Genomic DNA, 19,277 nt, shown 5'->3' with positions numbered 1-19,277 from the left:
TATTTTGCAGCAACACCATGTGTATAAGACCTATTGGTCTTGTACATCAATCAGGTGATCCAGTTTTTTCTGGAAATAATCGCCTTGGATAAAGCGTGCATCTACATTCCAAGCGTTGGCGAAAAGCGTCATATCATTTAATTCGCGTAGCATGATTTCAACAGGTTTAATTTCATGGAAAATTTTGATTTTTTCCTGTAATTCTTCTGTGGATTTTTCTGTATCTAACATTTTAGTTAGCGTATGGTGCAATGTTAAGCAGTTGATATCCAGTTTGCGTATAGCAGATTCACTATAAATAGTATTGCCAAAGTCTCTTAAAGATACTTCAGCGCCAAACTGACGTAGCTGAGTAATCTGCTTTTGTGCCTCTGAAATATTGTGAGTAAGGTCTTCTTCTGAAAATTGTAAAATCAGTGGATGGGTTAATTTACTACGTACAATCGTGATTAGCTTGGAAATAAATTCCGGGAAGGTTCGATCATGGAATAATACGTCTTTATTTAAATTCACAATCAATTTTGCTTCAGGATATTGCGTAATAAAATTATGTAATTGTTTACATGATTCAACCAAAATCCAGCGATCCAGTTTAATGGATAATTCCGGATCTTCTGTCAATTCTCTTAAGCTGGATAAATCTTTCCAGGAATTTTCAAAAATGAAGCCAGTGGTGACTTCATAGGTGTATAAGTTCGTATCTTGTTTATCATAAAGTTGTTGATATTTAAGATGGATCTCTCCGCGATCTAAACTTTGTTCTAGGGCTCTGATTAATGAAGATTCAGGCGAAGAATTTAAGGTCTTGATATCTGGATGATGAATTTCCATCGTTGGAATATCTAAATCCATTTCTAATTCAAGCGCAGGAGTTGGTTCATTTTGGGGTAATGCTGTCTTGTATGCTGAATCAATCAATTGTTCAAATTGGCTTTCATCACCAATTTCACTACCTAAAATTACATAACCAATTCTTAAGTTCAGTGGATAGCTCGTGTGGTTTACTGTCAATAATTGCGGCTTGGTTAATGAGCTTAAACCAATCAGTTTAGATTTTAATTTTGCTTTTGTTTCTGCCTGAAACAGCCCGGTAAAAATACCCGGAGAGACTTCAAATAATGCAACGTTAGTCTGTTCTTTTAAAAATTCTTTGATTTGACGGAAATAATTTTTTGAAGTGACCCAATTCCCTTCAAAAATAGTTTCAGGACAAGAAGCTAAAGAGAACAGTACCAGTGCATTAATATCAGAAGGCTGTTTGATAATGGTTCGGTTAAGTAACTGATAGGGAGTGGTTTTCTGCGTATTTTTATCACTTGTTGCAGATGTTGCATTCGTTGCTTTAGACGTTTCAATATCAATGGTAATTTGTAATGTATCTTCATCTGTAGCGGGTAAAAATTCGATTTTAAGCGGATTCGGCACAGAAACCTGATCATTTAATGTGACGATTTCTAATCGACCTAAATCAAACTGACCTTGCGTAATTTTTTTAAAGCGTAACTTAAAGTCGTTTAAGTCTTTCGGTTGTAACAGGTCAAGCACAGGAAGGCCTACAATATCTTCCTCATTTTTAATCCCAAAGAGTTGTAAATATTCAGGATTGGCTTGAATGTGAATGCCTTCTTGAATAAGTGCGACGGCCTTGTTGCTATCATGTACCAAAGATTGTGCTTGGCTTTGTGCAGACTCTAACTCATCCATTAGATGTTGTTGAGTCATGAGTAGGTGACTGGAGGAAAGTGCACGAAGTAAGCCAAGGTAAAAACGGTCTGGATAATCCAGATTTAAAATGTCGTAAATGCCTTTACGAATATAACTGGCATATTGATCTGCCTGATAATCTTCTGGTTTAAGAAGGAGAATCGGTAAATTCGGTTGTTTTGATAGCTGGATTAAGCTTAAGGCCTGTTCATATTTTAAGTCGTAGGCACGGCCAAAAATGACCAAGTCCCAATTTTGATGGAGTTGTTTTTCAAAATTTTGTAAATCATCCAGCAATGTTGCCTGTATGACATGTCCACTCGACGTTAAAAGATCACGAATTTGGTTAAAACGTATTTGATTATCATCGATAATGAGTAAACGTGTCTCGGTACGTTTTAACTTTTTAGACAATAATGGATTTCTCACTTCAATGCTTCCCATAAATCTTGATTCTTTATTTCATTCATTTGTTTGTTGATGAAGTTTTTGATCAGGCTTTCTTGTTGATCATTTAGTAACTCAAATTCAAAACGAATAAAACTTTGCGTAATAAGCTGTGCTTTGGTCAGGTAAATTTTTAGTTCTTCTTTTCCTAATCGCAAATGAATAGTTTGTTTTTCTCTAAACATGTGCGAACCCGATACAATTAAACTGGTTGAAACATCATTGAGTTGAGAAGTTTGAACAATAAGAGCAGGTTGGTAGTTGCTACTGTTACGTTCAGTTTTCACCATGACTGAGCAGGGGAATAAATCTTGAGCCAATACTTCAAGCCCAAGTTCCAAACTTTTTTCTGTCGATTGTTTAATCCAGCGAACCACACCGCCACGCCAAGGACTATTGGTATTTTCCTGAATTAAAATAAATTCCCCCGTTTTTAAATTTGAGGGTGTAGCACCGGTCCACTTAATTCTGTAACCATTCACACTAATATCCAGAACTTCGGCTGGATAAATCTGTTTTGCTTCCCGGTCCAGAACTTTAGCTGTGCTGATTTCAGCAGGAATATTGGAATTCATGGAATTGATAAAGCTACTTTCGTTTTGGAACTGATAATTATTTTCCACATCCAAAGTTTCGTGAAAGTTTTTACCTTTAGAGAGGTAAAAGTGCGCCACAGACAGACTAAAACAAATCTGCAATTGTGCCGAATACTCATAGCGCTCATGGCGACGTTCGACATTGGTTGTAAGCAAGTTATGAATATGAAAGTATAGGGCTGGAGTCAGGAATAACTTTTCATTACGAGACAGATAACCTGTTTTTTTGGTTTGGGTTTCAGACAGATGATCTAATAAATTTTGCGTTGCAATATAGATGGTCGGTTTATATAAACTGGATTGATTGATATTGAAAACCGGTGGATAATCTTTATTGGTATCAACAATATAGCGAGAAAGAGTGGTTTCTTTCGGCAAAATGTGAACCAATTTTGCCCAGTCAAAGCTACATAAATATAAGCCTTGCATTTCCGATGGGCGAATTTGATGAGTATTGAAAATATCCAATAAAATAAGTTGTGAATAAGCGTGAGCAATTGTTTGTAATTGATGCTGTGTATCTAAAATTTGATTGATATTGGTTTGATAAAAATTATTCTTGATTGAACACTCGAGCAGTTGATGCGCGATCAACCATTGACCAAATAATGGAGTGCTATACAGCAAATTCTGTTGATAAAGTAACAACGAGAGTTGCTGTAATGCGTAATAAGTCGAAACAATTCTGGCAGTCTGTAAACTCTTCTTTTGATTAAATGCAAAGATAGAAAACTTTTGCAAACTTAATTGGGTATTACAGCGTTTTGAAATATCAATATAGATTTTGGCGAAATGGCTACGTAAAAGCATAGCCAATTCAATAATTTGATCACTACGATCGGTGGTGATGAGGCTCTGGTTAAAAAAATGCTTTTCCAGACTGGCGAGTACATTGTCAATAGTCGGGTGCAAGATTTGAATTAAATCAAAACGTAGCATTTCTGGGCATTTAAGCTCTGATATCTCCAATAACGCATTGAAAAGTTCTTTTGAAGAATTTCCAAGTTGCAGGATAGATAAATTAGACACCCATTCTTGCAGCCCTTTTGCATTCGATGGACAAAAGCTCAGTTGTTCCAACTTTAATTCTGTTGGTGTTTGGAAGATATCAGAAGTACTCATAAGCATCGTTATTATTTAACTCAAAAAGTTGAAACTCCAAAAAGCGGTGTTTTATTTTTTTCGCCCGCTATTTCCCTAACGAGTTTAGGAACCAAATATCCTGGAAGGTTCTCTAAAACATCTTTATATATAAGATTGATCTGCTCAGGACTCAAGTCAAAATGATGCGCACCTTTTACTTTATCTAATACATGTAAATAGTATGGCATCACGCCTGCATCAAACAGACGGTAACTTAAATCCACTAAAACTTGTGCAGAATTATTGACCCCATTTAATAAAACTGCCTGGTTAAGCACGGTGATTTGTTGTTGAACCAATTCTAAAAGTTTAGCGCAAGTAAAATCATCAAGCTCAGCCGCATGATTTGAGTGTACCACTAGAATAATTCGTAGCCTACTGTTTTTTAATAGGGAAACCAGCTCTTCATCGACACGGTTGGGGATTACGATAGGAACCCGTGAATGAATTCTCAAAAATTTAATTTGCGGTAGCGATTCCAAACGATCTATCCAGAGTTTTAATTTTCGATTGGAGAGCGTAAGCGGATCTCCACCACTAAAAATGACTTCATTGATATCGGGTTGGCTTTCGATATAGCTTTTAATGTTGAGCCAATCTTCATTTTTTGGCAGATTTTCCTGATAAGGGAAATGACGGCGAAAACAATAACGACAATGTACCGCACACGCACCAGTCAAGGTGAGTAAAAAGCGTGATTTGTATTTGTGTAATACACCGGGTTGCTGATTGGCTTGTTCTTCACCGAGGGGGTCTGTCACAAATCCGATATGTTCTTCAAGTTCTAGATGATGGGGCAACACTTGTAATAGAAGCGGGTCAAGCGGGTCGCCAATGTTCATTTTTCCGACGAATGCACGAGGAACACGTAACTTAAATTGTTCAGAAGCAAGGATTGCCCCTGATAATAATTGATCAGGTGAGAGCTGAAGCGTCTCCAGAAGCTCTAATGGATCTGTAATCAGGTCACTGAGTTGAGATTGCCAGTTTTGCTCTTGATATAAATAGTTTATCATGCCGCATGTAAAAAATGATGCTAGTCTAGCATCAATAGATTTAAGTTAGTAAGTTTGGAGCGAGCCTTTCATGGCCAATTATTCGACAAATGATTTTAAAGCAGGCCTTAAGGTCATGCTTGATGGTAATCCATGTACAATTCTAGAAAATGAGTACGTAAAACCAGGTAAGGGTCAAGCCTTCAGCCGGGTAAAATTACGTAATCTTAGAAGCGGAAAAGTGCTAGAAAAAACGTTTAAATCCAATGAAACACTGGAAGGTGCGGACATTGTTGAAGTTGAAATGGAATACCTCTACAACGATGGCGAACTTTGGAACTTTATGGATCCAGTGAGCTTCGAACAAATCGCAGCTGACAAAACTGCGATGGGCGATGCTGCCAAATGGTTGAAAGACGATTCAAACGAAAAATGTACAATCATGCTTTTTAATGGGGTTCCATTGTCAGTAAGTGCACCAAACTTCGTTGTGTTGAAAATCGTTGAAACTGATCCAGGCGTACGTGGTGATACTTCGGGCGGTGGCGGTAAGCCTGCCAAACTCGAAACGGGTGCCGTTGTTCGTGTACCATTATTCGTACAGCAAGAAGAAAGTGTTCGTGTAGATACCCGTACAGGTGACTATTTAGAACGTGCATAATGGTTTTAAAATAGACTATTATCGAAAGGGATGATTCAAATCATCCCTTTTTTTATGCCAAAGTATTAGATGAAAAGTAAATAATGAGGAGTAGAGTCGCAAAGGAAGAAACAGCAGTATTTCCAACAATAAAAATGAACGCTGATTTATGCAGAAGATATGAGGGAATTACATGGAAAAAATTCAACCGAAGTTAACCATGACTTCAAAAATAGTGTGGCTTCTGGTCGCGATTTTAGGTGCGGTATCATTCGGGATACTGGCGATCAGCAGAGGAGAGCATGTGAATGCAGTTTGGCTCGTATTGGCAGCCATCTGTGTATATAGCATTGCTTATCGCTTCTATAGTTTATTTATTGCCAATAAAGTCTTTGAACTCAATGCCCGACGTTTAACGCCAGCGCATCGTTTAGCCGATGGTCTGGATTATGTTCCCACCAATAAATATGTCCTGTTTGGTCACCACTTTGCCGCTATTGCAGGTGCCGGGCCATTGGTCGGTCCTATTCTTGCAGCGCAGATGGGTTATTTACCTGGAACCATCTGGTTGTTGGTGGGTGTGGTTCTTGCGGGTGCTGTTCAGGACTTCTTGGTGCTGTTTATCTCCACCCGCCGTGATGGGCGTTCGCTCGGTGAAATGGCCAAGCAGGAACTAGGTTCCTTTGCGGGTGTAATTGTAATGCTGGGTGCCTTAGGCGTTATGATCATCATTCTGGCAGTGCTTGCATTGGTGGTGGTGAAAGCCTTGACCAACAGTCCATGGGGTGTGTTCAGTATTGCTGCAACCATTCCAATTGCATTGTTCATGGGCGTATATATGCGTTATATCCGTCCGGGAAAAATTGCCGAGGTTTCGATCATTGGTTTTGTGCTGATGATGCTGGCGATTGTGTACGGTGGAAATGTCGCAGCTGATCCTTATTGGGGACCGATCTTTACACTTTCTGGTACGCAACTGACTTGGTGTTTAATCATTTACGGTTTCGTTGCTTCAGTCTTGCCGGTTTGGTTGTTGCTGGCACCACGTGACTACCTTTCTACCTTCTTGAAGATTGGTGTGATTGCCGGTCTTGCAGTCGGTATTATGGTGGCATTACCTGAAATGAAAATGCCTGCGGTAACGCATTTCATTGATGGCACAGGTCCTGTATTCGCAGGATCTATGTTCCCATTCTTATTCATTACCATTGCCTGTGGTGCAATTTCCGGTTTCCACGCTCTGGTTGCTTCAGGAACCACACCAAAACTCATTGAAAATGAAGTCGATATTCGTGTAATCGGTTACGGTGGTATGTTGATGGAATCTTTCGTTGCTGTCATGGCAATGATTTGCGCCACTATTCTTGAGCCAGGTGTCTATTTTGCAATTAATGCACCCGCTGCCGTATTAGGTACCACAGTTGAAAGTGCTGCTGAAGCAGTGCGTAATTTAGGCTTTGTGGTGACCCCCGAAGCATTGACTTTACTTGCTCAGGAAGTCGGTGAAAGCTCGATTCTTTCACGTACAGGCGGTGCGCCAACATTTGCGATTGGTATGGCGCACATTATTACGGAAATTTTTAACAACCGTTCTATGATGGCGTTCTGGTATCACTTCGCAATTTTGTTTGAAGCCTTATTCATTTTAACTGCGGTAGATGCGGGTACACGTGCTTGCCGTTTCATGGTTCAGGATACTGTTGGTATCGTGATTCCTGCGTTGAAAAAATCACATAACTTCTTTGGTAATCTGCTGGGAACCGCCGTTGCTGTTTCAGGTTGGGGTTTTTTTGTTTATCAAGGTGTGATTGATCCACTTGGCGGTATTAATAGCTTATGGCCTTTATTTGGTATTGGTAACCAAATGCTTGCTGCAATGGCACTGATTTTGGGTACTGTGATCTTGTTCAAAATGAAGAAAGAGAAATATGTTTGGATCACTATTTTTCCAACCATTTTCTTATTTATTACCTGTATGACGGCAGGTTGGCAGAAAATGTTCCATGAAAATCCAAAAATTGGTTTCCTGGCACAAGCCAACCGTTTCTCTGATGCAATTGCACGTAATGAAATTTTAAAACCAGCCAAAGACATCGCTGAAATGCAAACGATTGTGTTCTCAAATCAAATCAATGCTGTGCTTTGTGGTTTCTTTATGATTGTGGCGATTGTAATGTTGGTGGCTGCCATTGGTGTGATTCGTCGTGCATGGGCAGATCCTAATCCAAGCGTACATGAGTCAGAAGCCGTTTACAGGGATGAGATTAGTCCAAATGAAGTCGCAGGAGAGCTGAAATGAGTCTAAAAGATCAGATTCGCCAAAAATTGGCTTTAGGCAAAATCATTAAATTTACAGTGCTTGCACAGCCGAAAAAGTTTTTGATGTTGAATGGCATTAAAACCATTCAATTGATTTGGCAACGTCTCCAGCAGAGTTTTCGCTTGATGGTCGGTGTGCCGGATTATCAGACTTATCTAGAGCATATGAAAAAGAATCATCCAGACTTGGTCGCAATGGATGCCAAAACATTTTACCGTCACTGCGTGGATGCACGTTATCCAAGTGCAGCTGGGGGAATGAAAAAGTGCCCGTGTTAATCTGAATACGTCTTTTCAAAAATCTTTTGATTTCTTTGGAAAAAGGATAAAACGGTGTATGTTAATTATGCACCGTTTTTTTATTGGGGGAATGAATTGTGATTTGGGGTATGAGTAAGGTTCAAAAACAAGAACTCACACACGAACAGCAACAGCTGAATGAAAAAGTTGAATCTTATGCGGCAAAAATTCAAGCCTTCTTAACGCAAATCAATAGCATTATTTTAGATAAAGAACATCAGACCAAACTGGCTTTAACCAGTTTGTTGGCGGGCGGGCATGTGTTGTTTGAAGATTTACCTGGACTTGGTAAAACGACATTGTCCAGTGCCTTATCCCATATTGCAGGGCTAAAGTTTCAGCGTATTCAGTTTACCAATGACATGCTTGCCAGTGATGTCATTGGCGTAAATATGTTTAATCAAAAGCAGCACCAGTTTGAGTTCAAGCAAGGTCCAATTTTCACCCAAATATTACTCGCAGATGAGATTAACCGCTGTAGTCCCAAAACCCAGAGTGCGTTGTTAGAAGCGATGGAAGAAGGTTTGGTGACGGTAGATGGGGTACGTTATCAATTGCCGCAACCTTTTTGGGTGATTGCAACGCAGAATCCGCTGTTTCAAAGTGGCACTTATAGCTTGCCAGAATCCCAGCTGGATCGGTTTCTGATGCGTTTGTCACTGGGCTATCCATCACGTTCTGCAGAAAAACTATTGTTACAACAGGCCTCCCGCTATGCCTTGATTTCAACCTTGGAACATGTTTTTAGCGAGTACGAAATTTTAGATATTCAACAACGGGTCATGCAGATTCATATTGCTGACGTGATGCTGGATTATATGCTGGATTTGGCCAGTGAAACACGTAAAAACCGGCATGGATTATCCACGCGTGGGCTATTGGCTCTGAAAAAAGCTTCACAAGCGCATGCCTTTATTGAACAGCGTAGCTATGTCACCCCGGATGATGTTCAGGCCGTGTTTGTTGCCGTGGTTTCGCATCGGATTGGATTGAGTGAAGCAGAAACTTTGCAGTTGATGCAGCAAATCAATATTAGCTAAAGGAAGATCAAATTGAGCAAGCCTTGGCAAAAATGGTTAGCAAAACGCTTTCAATTTGAAAAAGTAAAAAAGCTTTCGCAAAAAGACATTTTGATTTTTATCTATCAGCAGGGCTATCTGTATTTAGTATTGATCTTGATTACTTTTATTGCCGGAATCAATTATGCCAATAACCTGATTTTGGGTTTTTGCTTTCTAATCAGTGCAATTTTATGTATTAGTTTTTATGTCACTTTTAAACAATTACATGATTTAAATATTGAAATTTCAGTAAATGAGATAGGACAGGCAGGAGATAATCTTGATTTACAAATCCATTTTCAACAACGACAAAAGCAATCGCGTTATTTATGGATTAAAACCGATCAGCATTTAGAAAAAGTCTCTATTGTCGAACTCAAGCAAAAAATTACTCTGTCTTTTTTTATGGATAAACGTGGCAAGTTTCATTATCCAACTGTGCAGATTTATGCTGTATATCCATTTGGGCTGGTTCGTGCATGGACCTATTTTTACTTAACGGAATATTCGTGGGTGGCGCCCAAAGCTGAATTTTATAATGCAGAAAACAAACAGTATCAGCATAGTTTTGAACCTGATATGGATGAGTTCCGTGAACTGCGTAATTTCAAGTTAGGAGATTCCTTGCAAGCCGTGTCATGGAAGCAGGTAGCACGTGGGCAAGGTTTATATATTAAGGTCTTTGAGCAACATGATGATCAACCGAGTATAGAAATCCATTATGCAAATATGCCAAGTACCGAGCATGAAGAAAAACTCAGTTTAATGATGGGGCTGATTGAGCAATGTGAGCAACTGCAATGTAGCTATGTGATATTTTTACCTCAAGCTGAATTAAGCACAGGAAGTGGTACAAACCAGTTGCTTAAGGCAAAAAAACTTTTGGCGCAGGCTTAAATTATGATTCATGCTGACGTTAGAACCTCGATTTTAATTACTTTATTATTACTACTAATTGCACAAGTATTTTTTAGTCCTGTTCTGTTAAGTGCAATTTTTGCCGTGATTATGCTCTGTTTGTTTATTAGCTTCAGACAGCAGTCCAAAGCAGTATCCAAAATATGGACATTTGCCCTGACAATTTTAGCATTGGCGACCATCTATTTTACCTATCAGAGTTTTATTGGGGTAGAAGCCGGGGTTGCGGTTTTATCCACTTTTTTGTTTGCCAAAGCTTTGGAAACCAAAAGTAGACGTGATGTTATTATCTTGTTTAATTTTGCCTTGTTTGTCGGAGCGAGTTCATTTTTATATAGTCAGTCCATCTGGATGGCCATTATCATTCTGCTGTGTTTATTCAGTTGCCTGATCGGGCTTTATCGTTTACAAACCAGTGACTTTAAACACGCATCCAATCCATCAGCGGAATTAAAAACAGATGCCAAGCATGTGGGTAAATTTCTACTTTTGGCTTTGCCTTTTTTTATCTTGCTGTTTATCTTTTTTCCGCGTTTACCGCCACTGTGGCATATTCCAATTCCAGAACAAAAAAGTGTCACGGGGATGAGTGATAGCATGTCACCCGGTGATATTGCAGCGCTTTCTCAATCTAGTAGTTTGGCTTTTCGCATTATTGGCAATGTTAATAAACTCCCTTCCCGAAATGAGCTTTATTGGCGAGCAATGGTTCTGGACCAATATGATGGTAGAACATGGACCAGTAGTTTTGTGAATCAACAGCCTGTCTTTACGAATACGAATACGAATACGATTACGAGAAAAACAAATCAGGGTTTTGATTACCAATATTTAGCTGCAGATCCACGGGTAATGTGGGTAATGGGCTTAGAAAAATCCATTCCTAAAGACCCCGAATACCGTTTAAAGCAGGATTGGGGTATTAGCCCGATCCGTTCCATCACCCGGAATCAGCCTATTAATTTGCATTGGTTAGGCGATGTACAGCTGCAAGAACGAGGATTATCCCAAAACAATGTACTGAAAAAAATCACCATTCAAACTCCTGCACAACTTGATGAACAATCACGTCAATTCGCCTTGGAAATGTTTCGGCAAAGTGGACAGTTACCTGATCAATATGTCCGTAATATTTTACAGTGGTATAAGAAAAATGATTTTGTATATACCTTAACCCCGGGTTTATTGGGTGAAAACCGTATTGATGAATTCTTGTTTCAATCCCGGCAGGGCTTTTGTGAGCATTATGCTTCGAGTTTTGCCATGTTAATGCGATATGTTGGAATTCCTGCACGTGTAGTCATTGGTTATCAAGGCGGACAACTTGCGCTGGATCGAGCTAGTTGGGAAGTTCGTCAACTTGATGCTCATGCATGGACAGAAGTACAATTAAATGGAAAATGGCAACGTGTTGATCCCACTGCAATCATTGCACCGCAACGTATAGATGGGGGAATGCAAAATTATATTGAAAATGATCGAACAATTTTGGGGAGTAAAGAGCAAAAGTGGAGATATCGCCAATTTGCAGTGATGAAAAACATGCGAATATGGAGTGATTATGCAAGTTATCAATGGCAAAGCAAAGTCATAGGATACGATGCTGAAAAGCAGCAAAGTTGGTTGTCGAAATTAGGTCTAAAAACTGCTTATGCCAGTATCCTGATATTGCTCTCCAGCATTTTATTAGTGGTAATTTTTTATTTTGTTTGGATTTATTATCGTAACAGACAGCACGGTTCGGCATATGAACGTGCGATTCAACAGTTCTCTAAGCAATTGGAAGAACCGTTACGTAAGCAGCCTGCTGAAACTTTTTTTGCTTGGATGCAACGATTAGCCGATGGAATTGAAGAAGATCAGCATAGGATATTTATCCAAACGGCAGAATATTATCAGCAGCAACAGTTTTCTGTAGTGCCAAGTGATACAAGGCTAAAAAAATTCAGTGAAATGCTGAAAACTTGTGCATATGCGTTAAAAAAGAGAAGAAAGCACTTGTCTTAAAAAATAAAAATGAATATGATTCACAGCACTTAGGTGTATAGCTCAGTTGGTTAGAGCGCTACGTTGACATCGTAGAGGTCAGCAGTTCGAGTCTGCTTATACCTACCAATATAAATCAAGGGTTTACAAGCAATTTCAAAGACTTGTAAGCCCTTTTTTAATTCCTAAATTGCTGCATTTGCTTTACTTGCTGCGAGAAAATAAGAAAATACCGCAAAAATTACGTCATTTTGTGTCAGGTTTGTGTCAAGATTGTGTCGTCAAATCTGCAATCTGAATTTATATCTCATGAAATTACCAAAACCAAGAAAAAGAGGTGAGGCATGGTCTATTTCCGTCATGGTGAATGGCAAGAGGGAATACTGCACCAGAGATACTGAAAAAGAGTGCATTCAGTGGGCAGTTGCTCAAAAAATTCTAGAAAAAGAAAACATAGATGTACCTTTAGATAATCGACCACAATATACATTTAAAGAGTTATTCGACAAATACTATAAAGATGAAGGCAGACACAAGAAGTCTAAGCCGTGGATCTATGGTCAACTTAAAAACTTCGATGAGAAATTTGGCGTATTGGCCCAAGCATCAATTTACGACATCACGCCAAAACATTTAACCAACTGGCGTAATAAGCGCAGTAAAGAAGTAAATGCAAATACCGTGCTTAAAGAGATGAGTCTCTATAGTGCTATTTTCACTTATGCTCAAAAGGAATTATTCATTCTTGACACAAATCCCTTCTTTTCTGTGTCAAAGCCTAAAAAGCCAAAATCGCGTGACCGAAGAATCACTGATGATGAAATAGATAAAATTATTGCAGCATTTAATTATTGTCGCGGACAGGTTCCTGTTACACCGCATCACTATGTTGCATGGGGCTTCTTGTTTGCGCTTGAAACCGCAATGCGCAGAGGTGAGCTACTCAGTATTAAAATGAGCGACATATTTGAGAAGTATGTGCATCTGCCTGACACAAAAAATGGCGAAGCTAGAAACGTGCCTTTGACACCGCAAGCACGTGAAATGCTGAAGCTCATCCAGCATGACAATGAAAAACTCATACCGCAGTCAGAGAATGCTTTTAGGCTTCTATTTGAGCGTACTAAGGCAAAGATTGGATTAGATGATTTGCATTTTCATGATACACGCCATGAAGCGATTACAAGGCTGGTTAATCAGCGCAAAGTACCTGTAGAGATTTTGGCAAAGATTACGGGGCATAGAACAATTAAAATCCTACTGAATACTTACTATAATCCGCATGCTGACGATATTGCAGATATGTTATGAAAAAGCCCCTTAAAAGGGGCGTGATTTTAATTAATTTTTTCTTCTTGCACCGCGCTTACTTTTAACCTCATTCTTCAAAATAGCATCGGCAAGTTTTGGGTTGTACAAAGCCTTTCCGGTGGTGCCTTGGTTAATGCTTTCACATTTTCTTCTGATTGTATCAACCGACGTTGAATATTTTTCTGCAAGCCATGCAGCAGAGACTAATTCAACCTTCTCTTGTTGCATTCCAATTACTGTTGCACCACCAATATCAGCACCTAAAAATATTTGAGGTGGTACATCCGACTCAACCGTGATTGTAAATTTTAATGCTCCCATCAAGACACCTCCTTCAAACCTTGAACTACCTCAAAAGGTAATTTCGTGTTAATTCCCTGAAATTCATTCCGTATCACATGCTCATTAAGAACTTCATAAACCAATTCAACTTCTTCACCACTTAATTTGTAGCCAGTGTCGCCAATTTTTCGGGCTGCTAAGGTTTCAATGAGGTCTTTGGCTTGTTCAAGATTGGTCATGAGCTGGCTCCAACATAATCGCTTGAGCTTTAAGGCGAACAACAAAGTCCTTACCATGTCTCAGCCATAATTCTAAGAACAACTTGAAACGCTTTTGAGCCGCTTCATTCATCTTGCCAAGACCATCAATTTTCAGACTTGGCTTATTCGGTTTGGTGAAAACTGCTTCATCTTGAATTTTGTTAATCACACAGTGGTATTCATCATTTGCATTGAAGATGGTGAATACCGGGATTAGATGTTGAGGGCAGATCATGCTTAAGTTCCTTAATAGCACCCAATTAAGGGCGCATATTCCCAAATCAGGCTGTTAAAGCCGCTTCTTGTGCTTCATAGGCTGAATTGATTTGCATGATCTGGTCATCATTCATCTGAGCTGTAAAGGGCTCAAAGCGTGAAGCCATAATTGCGTTTAGCGCATCAAGATCGGCAGTATTGTTGATCTCCTCAATCACCGATTGAACTGATTCAGCAGGGAATACTTGGTTAGCTTTTAGTTCTTCACGCTTGGCTTTAAATAAATTTCCAATCTCAGACTTGGCAGGCTCACCCAGATTCAGCGCAGCAATGTCAGCGCCGATCTGATTAAGCTCATCAAGGGAAGTGGCATTATCAATGCGCTGGTAGTAAGGGGTTAGGTCGATTTCTGTAGCCACTGAATCAACCGCAGCTTTCTTTGCCATGCGCTGTTTAAGGGCAGAGGATCCGCTATTGGCTTTTACTGTGCCAGATTCAGCCGAAACAGCAGCAGGAGTGATATCGATTTCCTTATCCTGTTCTTCTTCAGCGATTGCCATACCCTTAAGGACATCTGTAAATTCATCACGCAATGCGTAAGAGCGTGCACGTAGCTTCAACATGCGTTTCGGATACTGAGTCCATGGGCCTTGTTTGCCAGATAAGCCAGCCTTTTTAGCATCCTCCATGCTGAATTTTGAAACTACAGGTTCCTGACCTTTGCGCTTTACGGTGCAAGTTGCTTCTTGACCATTATCTGATAGCTCCTCGCGAATAAATTCAAGCAGACCCGAGCTACGCACTAAAGCAAGCATTGCATCACCCCAAACAGAAGGGCGTCCATTAATTACAGCAATGTTCTGTAGTGCCTGCAAAGGCTGCAAGCCAATTTCAGCACCCCACTGCATAGCAACCAGAATGTTGCCGGGTTTGCGCTGGTAATCCTTCGGCACAATGTCAGAACCTGCAAGCAGGTCAGCAATCTGCATTGCTTCTTGCAGGCTGGTTGGGGTTAAGAAATTTGCAGCTGCATTTTGATTTGCTTTAACAATTGCGTTCATATTTTTATTCCTTTTAAATTTGGTTAAGCCACACGTAAAACGCGAGTGCTTGAAGTCTTCAAAAATTGTTCGTAGATATCTGGGTGAGCCGATTTAAGTGCTTTGCTGTCCAGTGTGTTGCGTTCTTGATATTTGAAAGTTGCTAGACGTTTATCCTCAGCAATGATCATTTCCGCATCTTCCATGCGCGAACAAATCTTTAATTTCAGAGCATCAAGCTCTTTATCTGCATCTTTGATAGTGCTGTTTAGGTCTTTATATTCAGCAATTATTTCCGCAAGTTCATCGTCAGCTGTTAATGCCTGATCAGGGTTGTGATGAGACCAGCGATGAAGCACATCATCAAATGTAGTTGGAACAGGTGGTACATCTGCTTGCACATTCTCATGCCAGAACGTAGAGCATTCATCTGTGAGCATTTCAAACAGTTCTGGATCAAACTGCACTTGGTAGCTGCGGAATTTCTGTCCACCGATCAGCACACCAAGGCCACACATTGATGCACCTGTAATACCCATATACCACTGCACTTGAGTCAGGTAATAATCTGGCACCTGTTCCGATTGCTCGTCACCCCATAGCTTTGCCAGGTATTGATTTGCTGTTTTGCATTCTAGGATGCGGTCCGTGGTGAGCTTGCCGTCTTTGATGCGTACATTTCCTGAAATATCTGGATTGATAATTGCACGGTCAATATTGGCAATCATCCATTCATGTTCCGGGTTGCGAATCGTTGCATTGACACGCTGCACCTTCACTCTATTGCGCTTGGCATATTCTTTAGCCACAACGTCTTCCAGCATATTTCCCCAGTAGGCAGGCTCACTAGTGCTGTCTTCCAGATCAGAACGGCTAGTCTTATCCAGCCAAAGCTGATAAGGAGATTTGTATTTGCTCAAACCAAGGATTGCAGCGACATCCGAACCACCCACACCAAGACGACGAGATTGAAGCCATTCTTGACGAGCATTTTCAACTTCTTGTAAATTAATTTGTGTATTCATTCTTATGCTCCCTGCTTCAATTCAAATTTTTCTACAGCTTTCGCTTCCAGTTGTGCATTCAAGTCACCAACTTGATATTCGGTGAGGATGAAATTCAGGCCGGCTGGTGTTTCTTTCAAATCAGATCGCGTGACCAGGGCTAAAGTTTTGTTATCTATTTTAAGTTTGGTGTAAGGCACATCTCGACCGCCTTCAGGATCGAATTGCAACTCAACACAAGCCCAATCACTCAACTCGTTCGCCAGCATTTCACAATCAAACTCAACGCAGCCATACATCAAAGTGAATCGAACCATGCCAGCATCAACTTCAATACTTTCATCTTTAAGCCAAAAAATAGGGAAGCAGGGAGCAAACAATTCAGGTTTAGTTTGAGCATTCATCACTTCACCTCCGCTTGAAACTTAACCGCCTGCAACGTCTGACGATCCACATCGTTTGAACAGCTGCGTACCATAAAAGGCACTGCGCCAATCGTTCCAAGAATCACCACAATGGCTAAGGTGTCCTGCATCCAAGCTTTAACCTTGGCGCGTTTATTTGTTTTAGCAATCTCACAGTTGATGGCGGTTGCTGATGAAGAATCCCTGTTGGGGGAATGTAGCCAAACTCTGGGGTTTGACTATGGGAATGGGTTTGGTTCATACTTATCTCACTCACAGGAAGGTGTGGGTCATGCTCCAAGTAGTTACCGCTACGTTGGGGCTTTTCTTTGTTTATGAGATAAAGATTAACTGTAGTTAATAAATATGTCAATACTAAAGCTAACCTAAGTTAATTAAAAGTTAACTTTTTTTATTAACCATGATTTAATAGACAAAAGAAAACCCACACAAGGTGGGTTATTTGGAGTTTGTTATGGGTGGTAATCAAGAACTAGAACGCGGTGTTATTCCTAAAGGTACACGCATTAAGTTATACGAAGGTCGCGTTACCCTTATAGAGGATGTGGTTGTGGACGCAAACCAAGAATGGATTGATAAAGTAATTCAAGACGAAAAGGATTTTTATTGTGGAGTGGCTCGCACAGGCAATTCATCGCTCATTTCAAGCGATTAACAGCATCAGCAATATTTGTTGGTAAATTTTGAGAGGCTTTATTGTTTAAATTAATCTCGGTTATAAACAACACATCATCATTATCGACATGCTTTGCTAAAAAACCTCTAATTTGAATTGCACTATATTTTGACTTAATAATGAATTGAGAGAGGGTCACCTTAACCCAGACGGTCTCTGAAATTTTATCAATCCCCTCATTCAAAAGAGCGTAGTTTTTTACTTGATGTAAATCATAAGTGACTGAGTAAGTCTTCATTTTATCTCCACCCGATTCAAGAGCCGCCCAGGTTGCGGCTTCTTTATTAATTATTATTAGACTTAACTAAAACTTTATTCTGATACATCTTTGCATCTGCTTCTGTGATAGCTGCCACTAACCCAAATGTTGGATTTCGCATTGCAAGGCCAATTGCAGCACTAATACCCGCTTTTGCAAATGCACTTTGAATTCTTAATACAAATTTCTTAGCATTCTCTAAGTTTGTTTCTATACTTAGTACAGCAAACTCATCACCACCTAAACGAGCCACAATATCATTGCTTCGTATAATGTCTTTAAGCGTTAAGGACATTCTTTGAATTAGTTCATCACCTGCCGCATGCCCTAAAGTATCATTCGTGATCTTGAGGTCATTAAGATCAATCATAATTACAGCAGTAGGATGGCCGTATAGTTTGCATCGTTCTTCTTCTAATTTAATTAACTGATCCCAAGCACGACGGTTAAAGAGCCCAGTCATTGGGTCAGATAACGATTCCATCTCAAAACGTTCGGCTTTACGTATGTATTTTGCTGTTTTTAATTCAGCTTGAATAGTAAAACTAAGCATCTTTGCAATTAAGTCAAATAATGGAGCATCTTCAAGAAGAGCTTTAGATTGAGGTTCAGGATCAATTGCACAGAGAGTGCCAAAAAGGGAACCATCTTCTTTAAAAAGAGGTTGGCCAATATAGGCTTTAATAGTGACAAGCTTATTTATTGGTGCGTCTGTATAAACTTGAATATCAGGCGAGTAGGGAACAATACGAGGCGCATTATTTTGTACCATGTGTGAGCAAAACGAGTCTGCCCAATGAAATACCTGCCCTGGCTTAATGTTATAACCATTATCTTCACTTAGTAGTACGATCCAATCATCATCCTCCGTACGAGTAATCATCCATAACTTAAATCCAAAACGCTGAGATAAGAATTTTAAAATAGCTTGTCCTGCTTCTTCAAAACTCCTAAAGTTAATATTATTCATTATAGGCCTATCTTTTATGCATTCAGGTTAGGTGTCTGTATTCCAAAATCTAAATCACAGTCTTATAAAAAAATATAAAGGTAATTGGTTTTAAAAAGCATTAAACGTTGAATTTACTCTACCTGAAATTACTGAATATTCCACTAATTAAACTAGGAAGATACATTATTTGATGAGACAAAAGAACACCCACTCAAGGGTGGGTTTCAAAAACATCTTAAGATGTTAGCAATAAGTTATATCTTTTCTTTTGTAATGTTCCAAAACTATATTTAAGTCAGCTATAAGGCCTAATTCATCATAATTATCAGAAGCGAACTTGAGTAAATTGGGTAAATAATTAGTTTTATAATCATAGGAATAATTGCTACATAAGTTACGATACCGAACTTTAGGATCGTTAAATTCAGAGTCTAATTTTGCTATATACACGCTGAAAAGACTATCTGGTCTTTTAAAAGAAGTAGAATTTAATTGTGAATCAATTGAGTCTAACTTGTGTTCTTCACAAGCAGTTAAACTTAACAATAAGAGTAGGGTATGAATTACTGCCTTCTTCATGACTATATTTTTTAATTATTACAGCTTGTAATTATAAACTTAAATCAATAAAAAACCCACTTTTAAGCTCTGTTTAAGGTTTTTATTTTCTATTAAAAAATAAAACTAGTCCGACAATGGCAAAATATTTAATAACAGTAAGAAAAGATAAAATAACATAGTGT

The 19,277-nt window shown here is 39.3% G+C and carries 21 protein-coding genes and 1 tRNA gene; 10 read left to right on the top strand and 12 right to left on the bottom strand.

The genetic code is table 11. The features are described 5' to 3' along the window. Window positions 1-30: 30 nt before the first annotated feature. From E0H80_RS06525 to epmB, 3 genes are read right to left on the bottom strand one after another with little or no spacing between them, the layout of a single operon-like run. A complete protein-coding gene (locus E0H80_RS06525; RefSeq protein ID WP_131364244.1) occupies window positions 31-2,148 on the bottom strand; it encodes an EAL domain-containing protein in 2,118 nt (705 codons plus the stop codon). After that, window positions 2,130-3,875: a GTPase gene (locus tag E0H80_RS06520; RefSeq protein WP_131364242.1), complete on the bottom strand. Its 1,746-nt coding sequence runs from the start codon at window positions 3,873-3,875 to the stop codon at window positions 2,130-2,132. The genes E0H80_RS06525 and E0H80_RS06520 overlap by 19 nt, the downstream gene beginning before the upstream one ends. A gap of 14 nt (window positions 3,876-3,889) precedes the next feature. Further along, on the bottom strand, window positions 3,890-4,906 hold the full coding sequence (gene epmB, locus E0H80_RS06515) for an EF-P beta-lysylation protein EpmB (protein ID WP_131364240.1): 1,017 nt from the start codon (window positions 4,904-4,906) through the stop codon (window positions 3,890-3,892). A gap of 70 nt (window positions 4,907-4,976) precedes the next feature. Here epmB and efp point away from each other — a divergent pair, with 70 nt between their 5' ends. The 8 genes from efp to E0H80_RS06475 all read left to right on the top strand — a co-directional run bounded on the left by efp (window position 4,977) and on the right by E0H80_RS06475 (window position 13,420). After that, complete coding sequence (gene efp, locus E0H80_RS06510; RefSeq protein ID WP_067864005.1) at window positions 4,977-5,546, top strand: elongation factor P; 570 nt, start codon at window positions 4,977-4,979, stop codon at window positions 5,544-5,546. A 172-nt stretch (window positions 5,547-5,718) separates the two neighbouring features. Continuing rightward, window positions 5,719-7,824, top strand: a complete 2,106-nt coding sequence (locus E0H80_RS06505) for a carbon starvation CstA family protein (protein ID WP_131364238.1) — start codon at window positions 5,719-5,721, stop codon at window positions 7,822-7,824. Next, entirely contained in the window at window positions 7,821-8,123 is a 303-nt protein-coding gene (locus E0H80_RS06500; protein WP_067864011.1) for a YbdD/YjiX family protein, read from the top strand. Before E0H80_RS06505 ends, E0H80_RS06500 begins: the two co-directional genes overlap by 4 nt. Window positions 8,124-8,233: 110 nt before the next feature. Then, window positions 8,234-9,184: an AAA family ATPase gene (locus E0H80_RS06495; protein ID WP_131364236.1), complete on the top strand. Its 951-nt coding sequence runs from the start codon at window positions 8,234-8,236 to the stop codon at window positions 9,182-9,184. Window positions 9,185-9,196: 12 nt separating this feature from the next. Beyond that, window positions 9,197-10,102, top strand: a complete 906-nt coding sequence (locus E0H80_RS06490) for a DUF58 domain-containing protein (protein WP_131364234.1) — start codon at window positions 9,197-9,199, stop codon at window positions 10,100-10,102. 3 nt (window positions 10,103-10,105) lie between these two features. After that, window positions 10,106-12,130, top strand: a complete 2,025-nt coding sequence (locus E0H80_RS06485) for a transglutaminaseTgpA domain-containing protein (RefSeq protein ID WP_131364232.1) — start codon at window positions 10,106-10,108, stop codon at window positions 12,128-12,130. A 31-nt stretch (window positions 12,131-12,161) separates the two neighbouring features. Then, window positions 12,162-12,238: transfer RNA gene (locus E0H80_RS06480), tRNA-Val, on the top strand. 180 nt (window positions 12,239-12,418) lie between these two features. Further along, the gene (locus E0H80_RS06475) at window positions 12,419-13,420 is read left to right on the top strand and encodes a tyrosine-type recombinase/integrase (protein WP_131364230.1); all 1,002 of its coding nucleotides are present in this window, start codon (window positions 12,419-12,421) and stop codon (window positions 13,418-13,420) included. A gap of 30 nt (window positions 13,421-13,450) precedes the next feature. On the opposite strand, the gene E0H80_RS06470 is transcribed toward E0H80_RS06475, so the two are convergent. From E0H80_RS06470 to E0H80_RS16975, 7 genes are read right to left on the bottom strand one after another with little or no spacing between them, the layout of a single operon-like run. Beyond that, window positions 13,451-13,741, bottom strand: coding sequence for a DNA-binding protein (locus tag E0H80_RS06470; protein WP_131364228.1), 291 nt, complete (start codon window positions 13,739-13,741; stop codon window positions 13,451-13,453). After that, entirely contained in the window at window positions 13,741-13,941 is a 201-nt protein-coding gene (locus E0H80_RS06465; RefSeq protein WP_131364226.1) for a hypothetical protein, read from the bottom strand. Before E0H80_RS06465 ends, E0H80_RS06470 begins: the two co-directional genes overlap by 1 nt. Then, a complete protein-coding gene (locus E0H80_RS06460) occupies window positions 13,928-14,197 on the bottom strand; it encodes a hypothetical protein (protein ID WP_131364224.1) in 270 nt (89 codons plus the stop codon). The genes E0H80_RS06465 and E0H80_RS06460 overlap by 14 nt, the downstream gene beginning before the upstream one ends. Before the next feature lie 46 nt (window positions 14,198-14,243). After that, window positions 14,244-15,239 (bottom strand): recombinase RecT, encoded by a 996-nt coding sequence (locus tag E0H80_RS06455; protein WP_131364222.1) that lies wholly within the window; start codon window positions 15,237-15,239, stop codon window positions 14,244-14,246. Between the two features lie 23 nt (window positions 15,240-15,262). Continuing rightward, complete coding sequence (locus tag E0H80_RS06450) at window positions 15,263-16,243, bottom strand: YqaJ viral recombinase family protein (protein ID WP_131364220.1); 981 nt, start codon at window positions 16,241-16,243, stop codon at window positions 15,263-15,265. A 2-nt stretch (window positions 16,244-16,245) separates the two neighbouring features. Next, on the bottom strand, window positions 16,246-16,626 hold the full coding sequence (locus E0H80_RS06445; protein WP_131364218.1) for a hypothetical protein: 381 nt from the start codon (window positions 16,624-16,626) through the stop codon (window positions 16,246-16,248). After that, window positions 16,626-16,757 carry a hypothetical protein gene (locus E0H80_RS16975; protein WP_265937219.1) on the bottom strand — a complete coding sequence of 44 codons (132 nt, stop codon included), beginning with the start codon at window positions 16,755-16,757 and terminating at the stop codon, window positions 16,626-16,628. The genes E0H80_RS06445 and E0H80_RS16975 overlap by 1 nt, the downstream gene beginning before the upstream one ends. Here E0H80_RS16975 and E0H80_RS06440 point away from each other — a divergent pair. Both E0H80_RS06440 and E0H80_RS06435 read left to right on the top strand, forming a co-directional pair. Next, a complete protein-coding gene (locus E0H80_RS06440) occupies window positions 16,738-16,965 on the top strand; it encodes a hypothetical protein (protein ID WP_131364216.1) in 228 nt (75 codons plus the stop codon). The genes E0H80_RS16975 and E0H80_RS06440 overlap by 20 nt on opposite strands. A 136-nt stretch (window positions 16,966-17,101) precedes the next feature. Next, window positions 17,102-17,302 carry a hypothetical protein gene (locus E0H80_RS06435; RefSeq protein WP_131364214.1) on the top strand — a complete coding sequence of 67 codons (201 nt, stop codon included), beginning with the start codon at window positions 17,102-17,104 and terminating at the stop codon, window positions 17,300-17,302. On the opposite strand, the gene E0H80_RS06430 is transcribed toward E0H80_RS06435, so the two are convergent. Beyond that, window positions 17,286-17,561, bottom strand: coding sequence for a hypothetical protein (locus E0H80_RS06430; RefSeq protein ID WP_131364212.1), 276 nt, complete (start codon window positions 17,559-17,561; stop codon window positions 17,286-17,288). The genes E0H80_RS06435 and E0H80_RS06430 overlap by 17 nt on opposite strands. Before the next feature lie 46 nt (window positions 17,562-17,607). Further along, on the bottom strand, window positions 17,608-18,552 hold the full coding sequence (locus E0H80_RS06425) for a sensor domain-containing diguanylate cyclase (RefSeq protein ID WP_131364210.1): 945 nt from the start codon (window positions 18,550-18,552) through the stop codon (window positions 17,608-17,610). Window positions 18,553-19,277: the final 725 nt, after the last annotated feature.

Origin of the sequence: Acinetobacter sp. ANC 4779, assembly GCF_004331055.1 — a bacterium.
Lineage (GTDB): Bacteria > Pseudomonadota > Gammaproteobacteria > Pseudomonadales > Moraxellaceae > Acinetobacter.
Note: the sequence above shows the minus strand (reverse complement) of the source record. Positions and strands in the feature narration are given on the sequence as shown.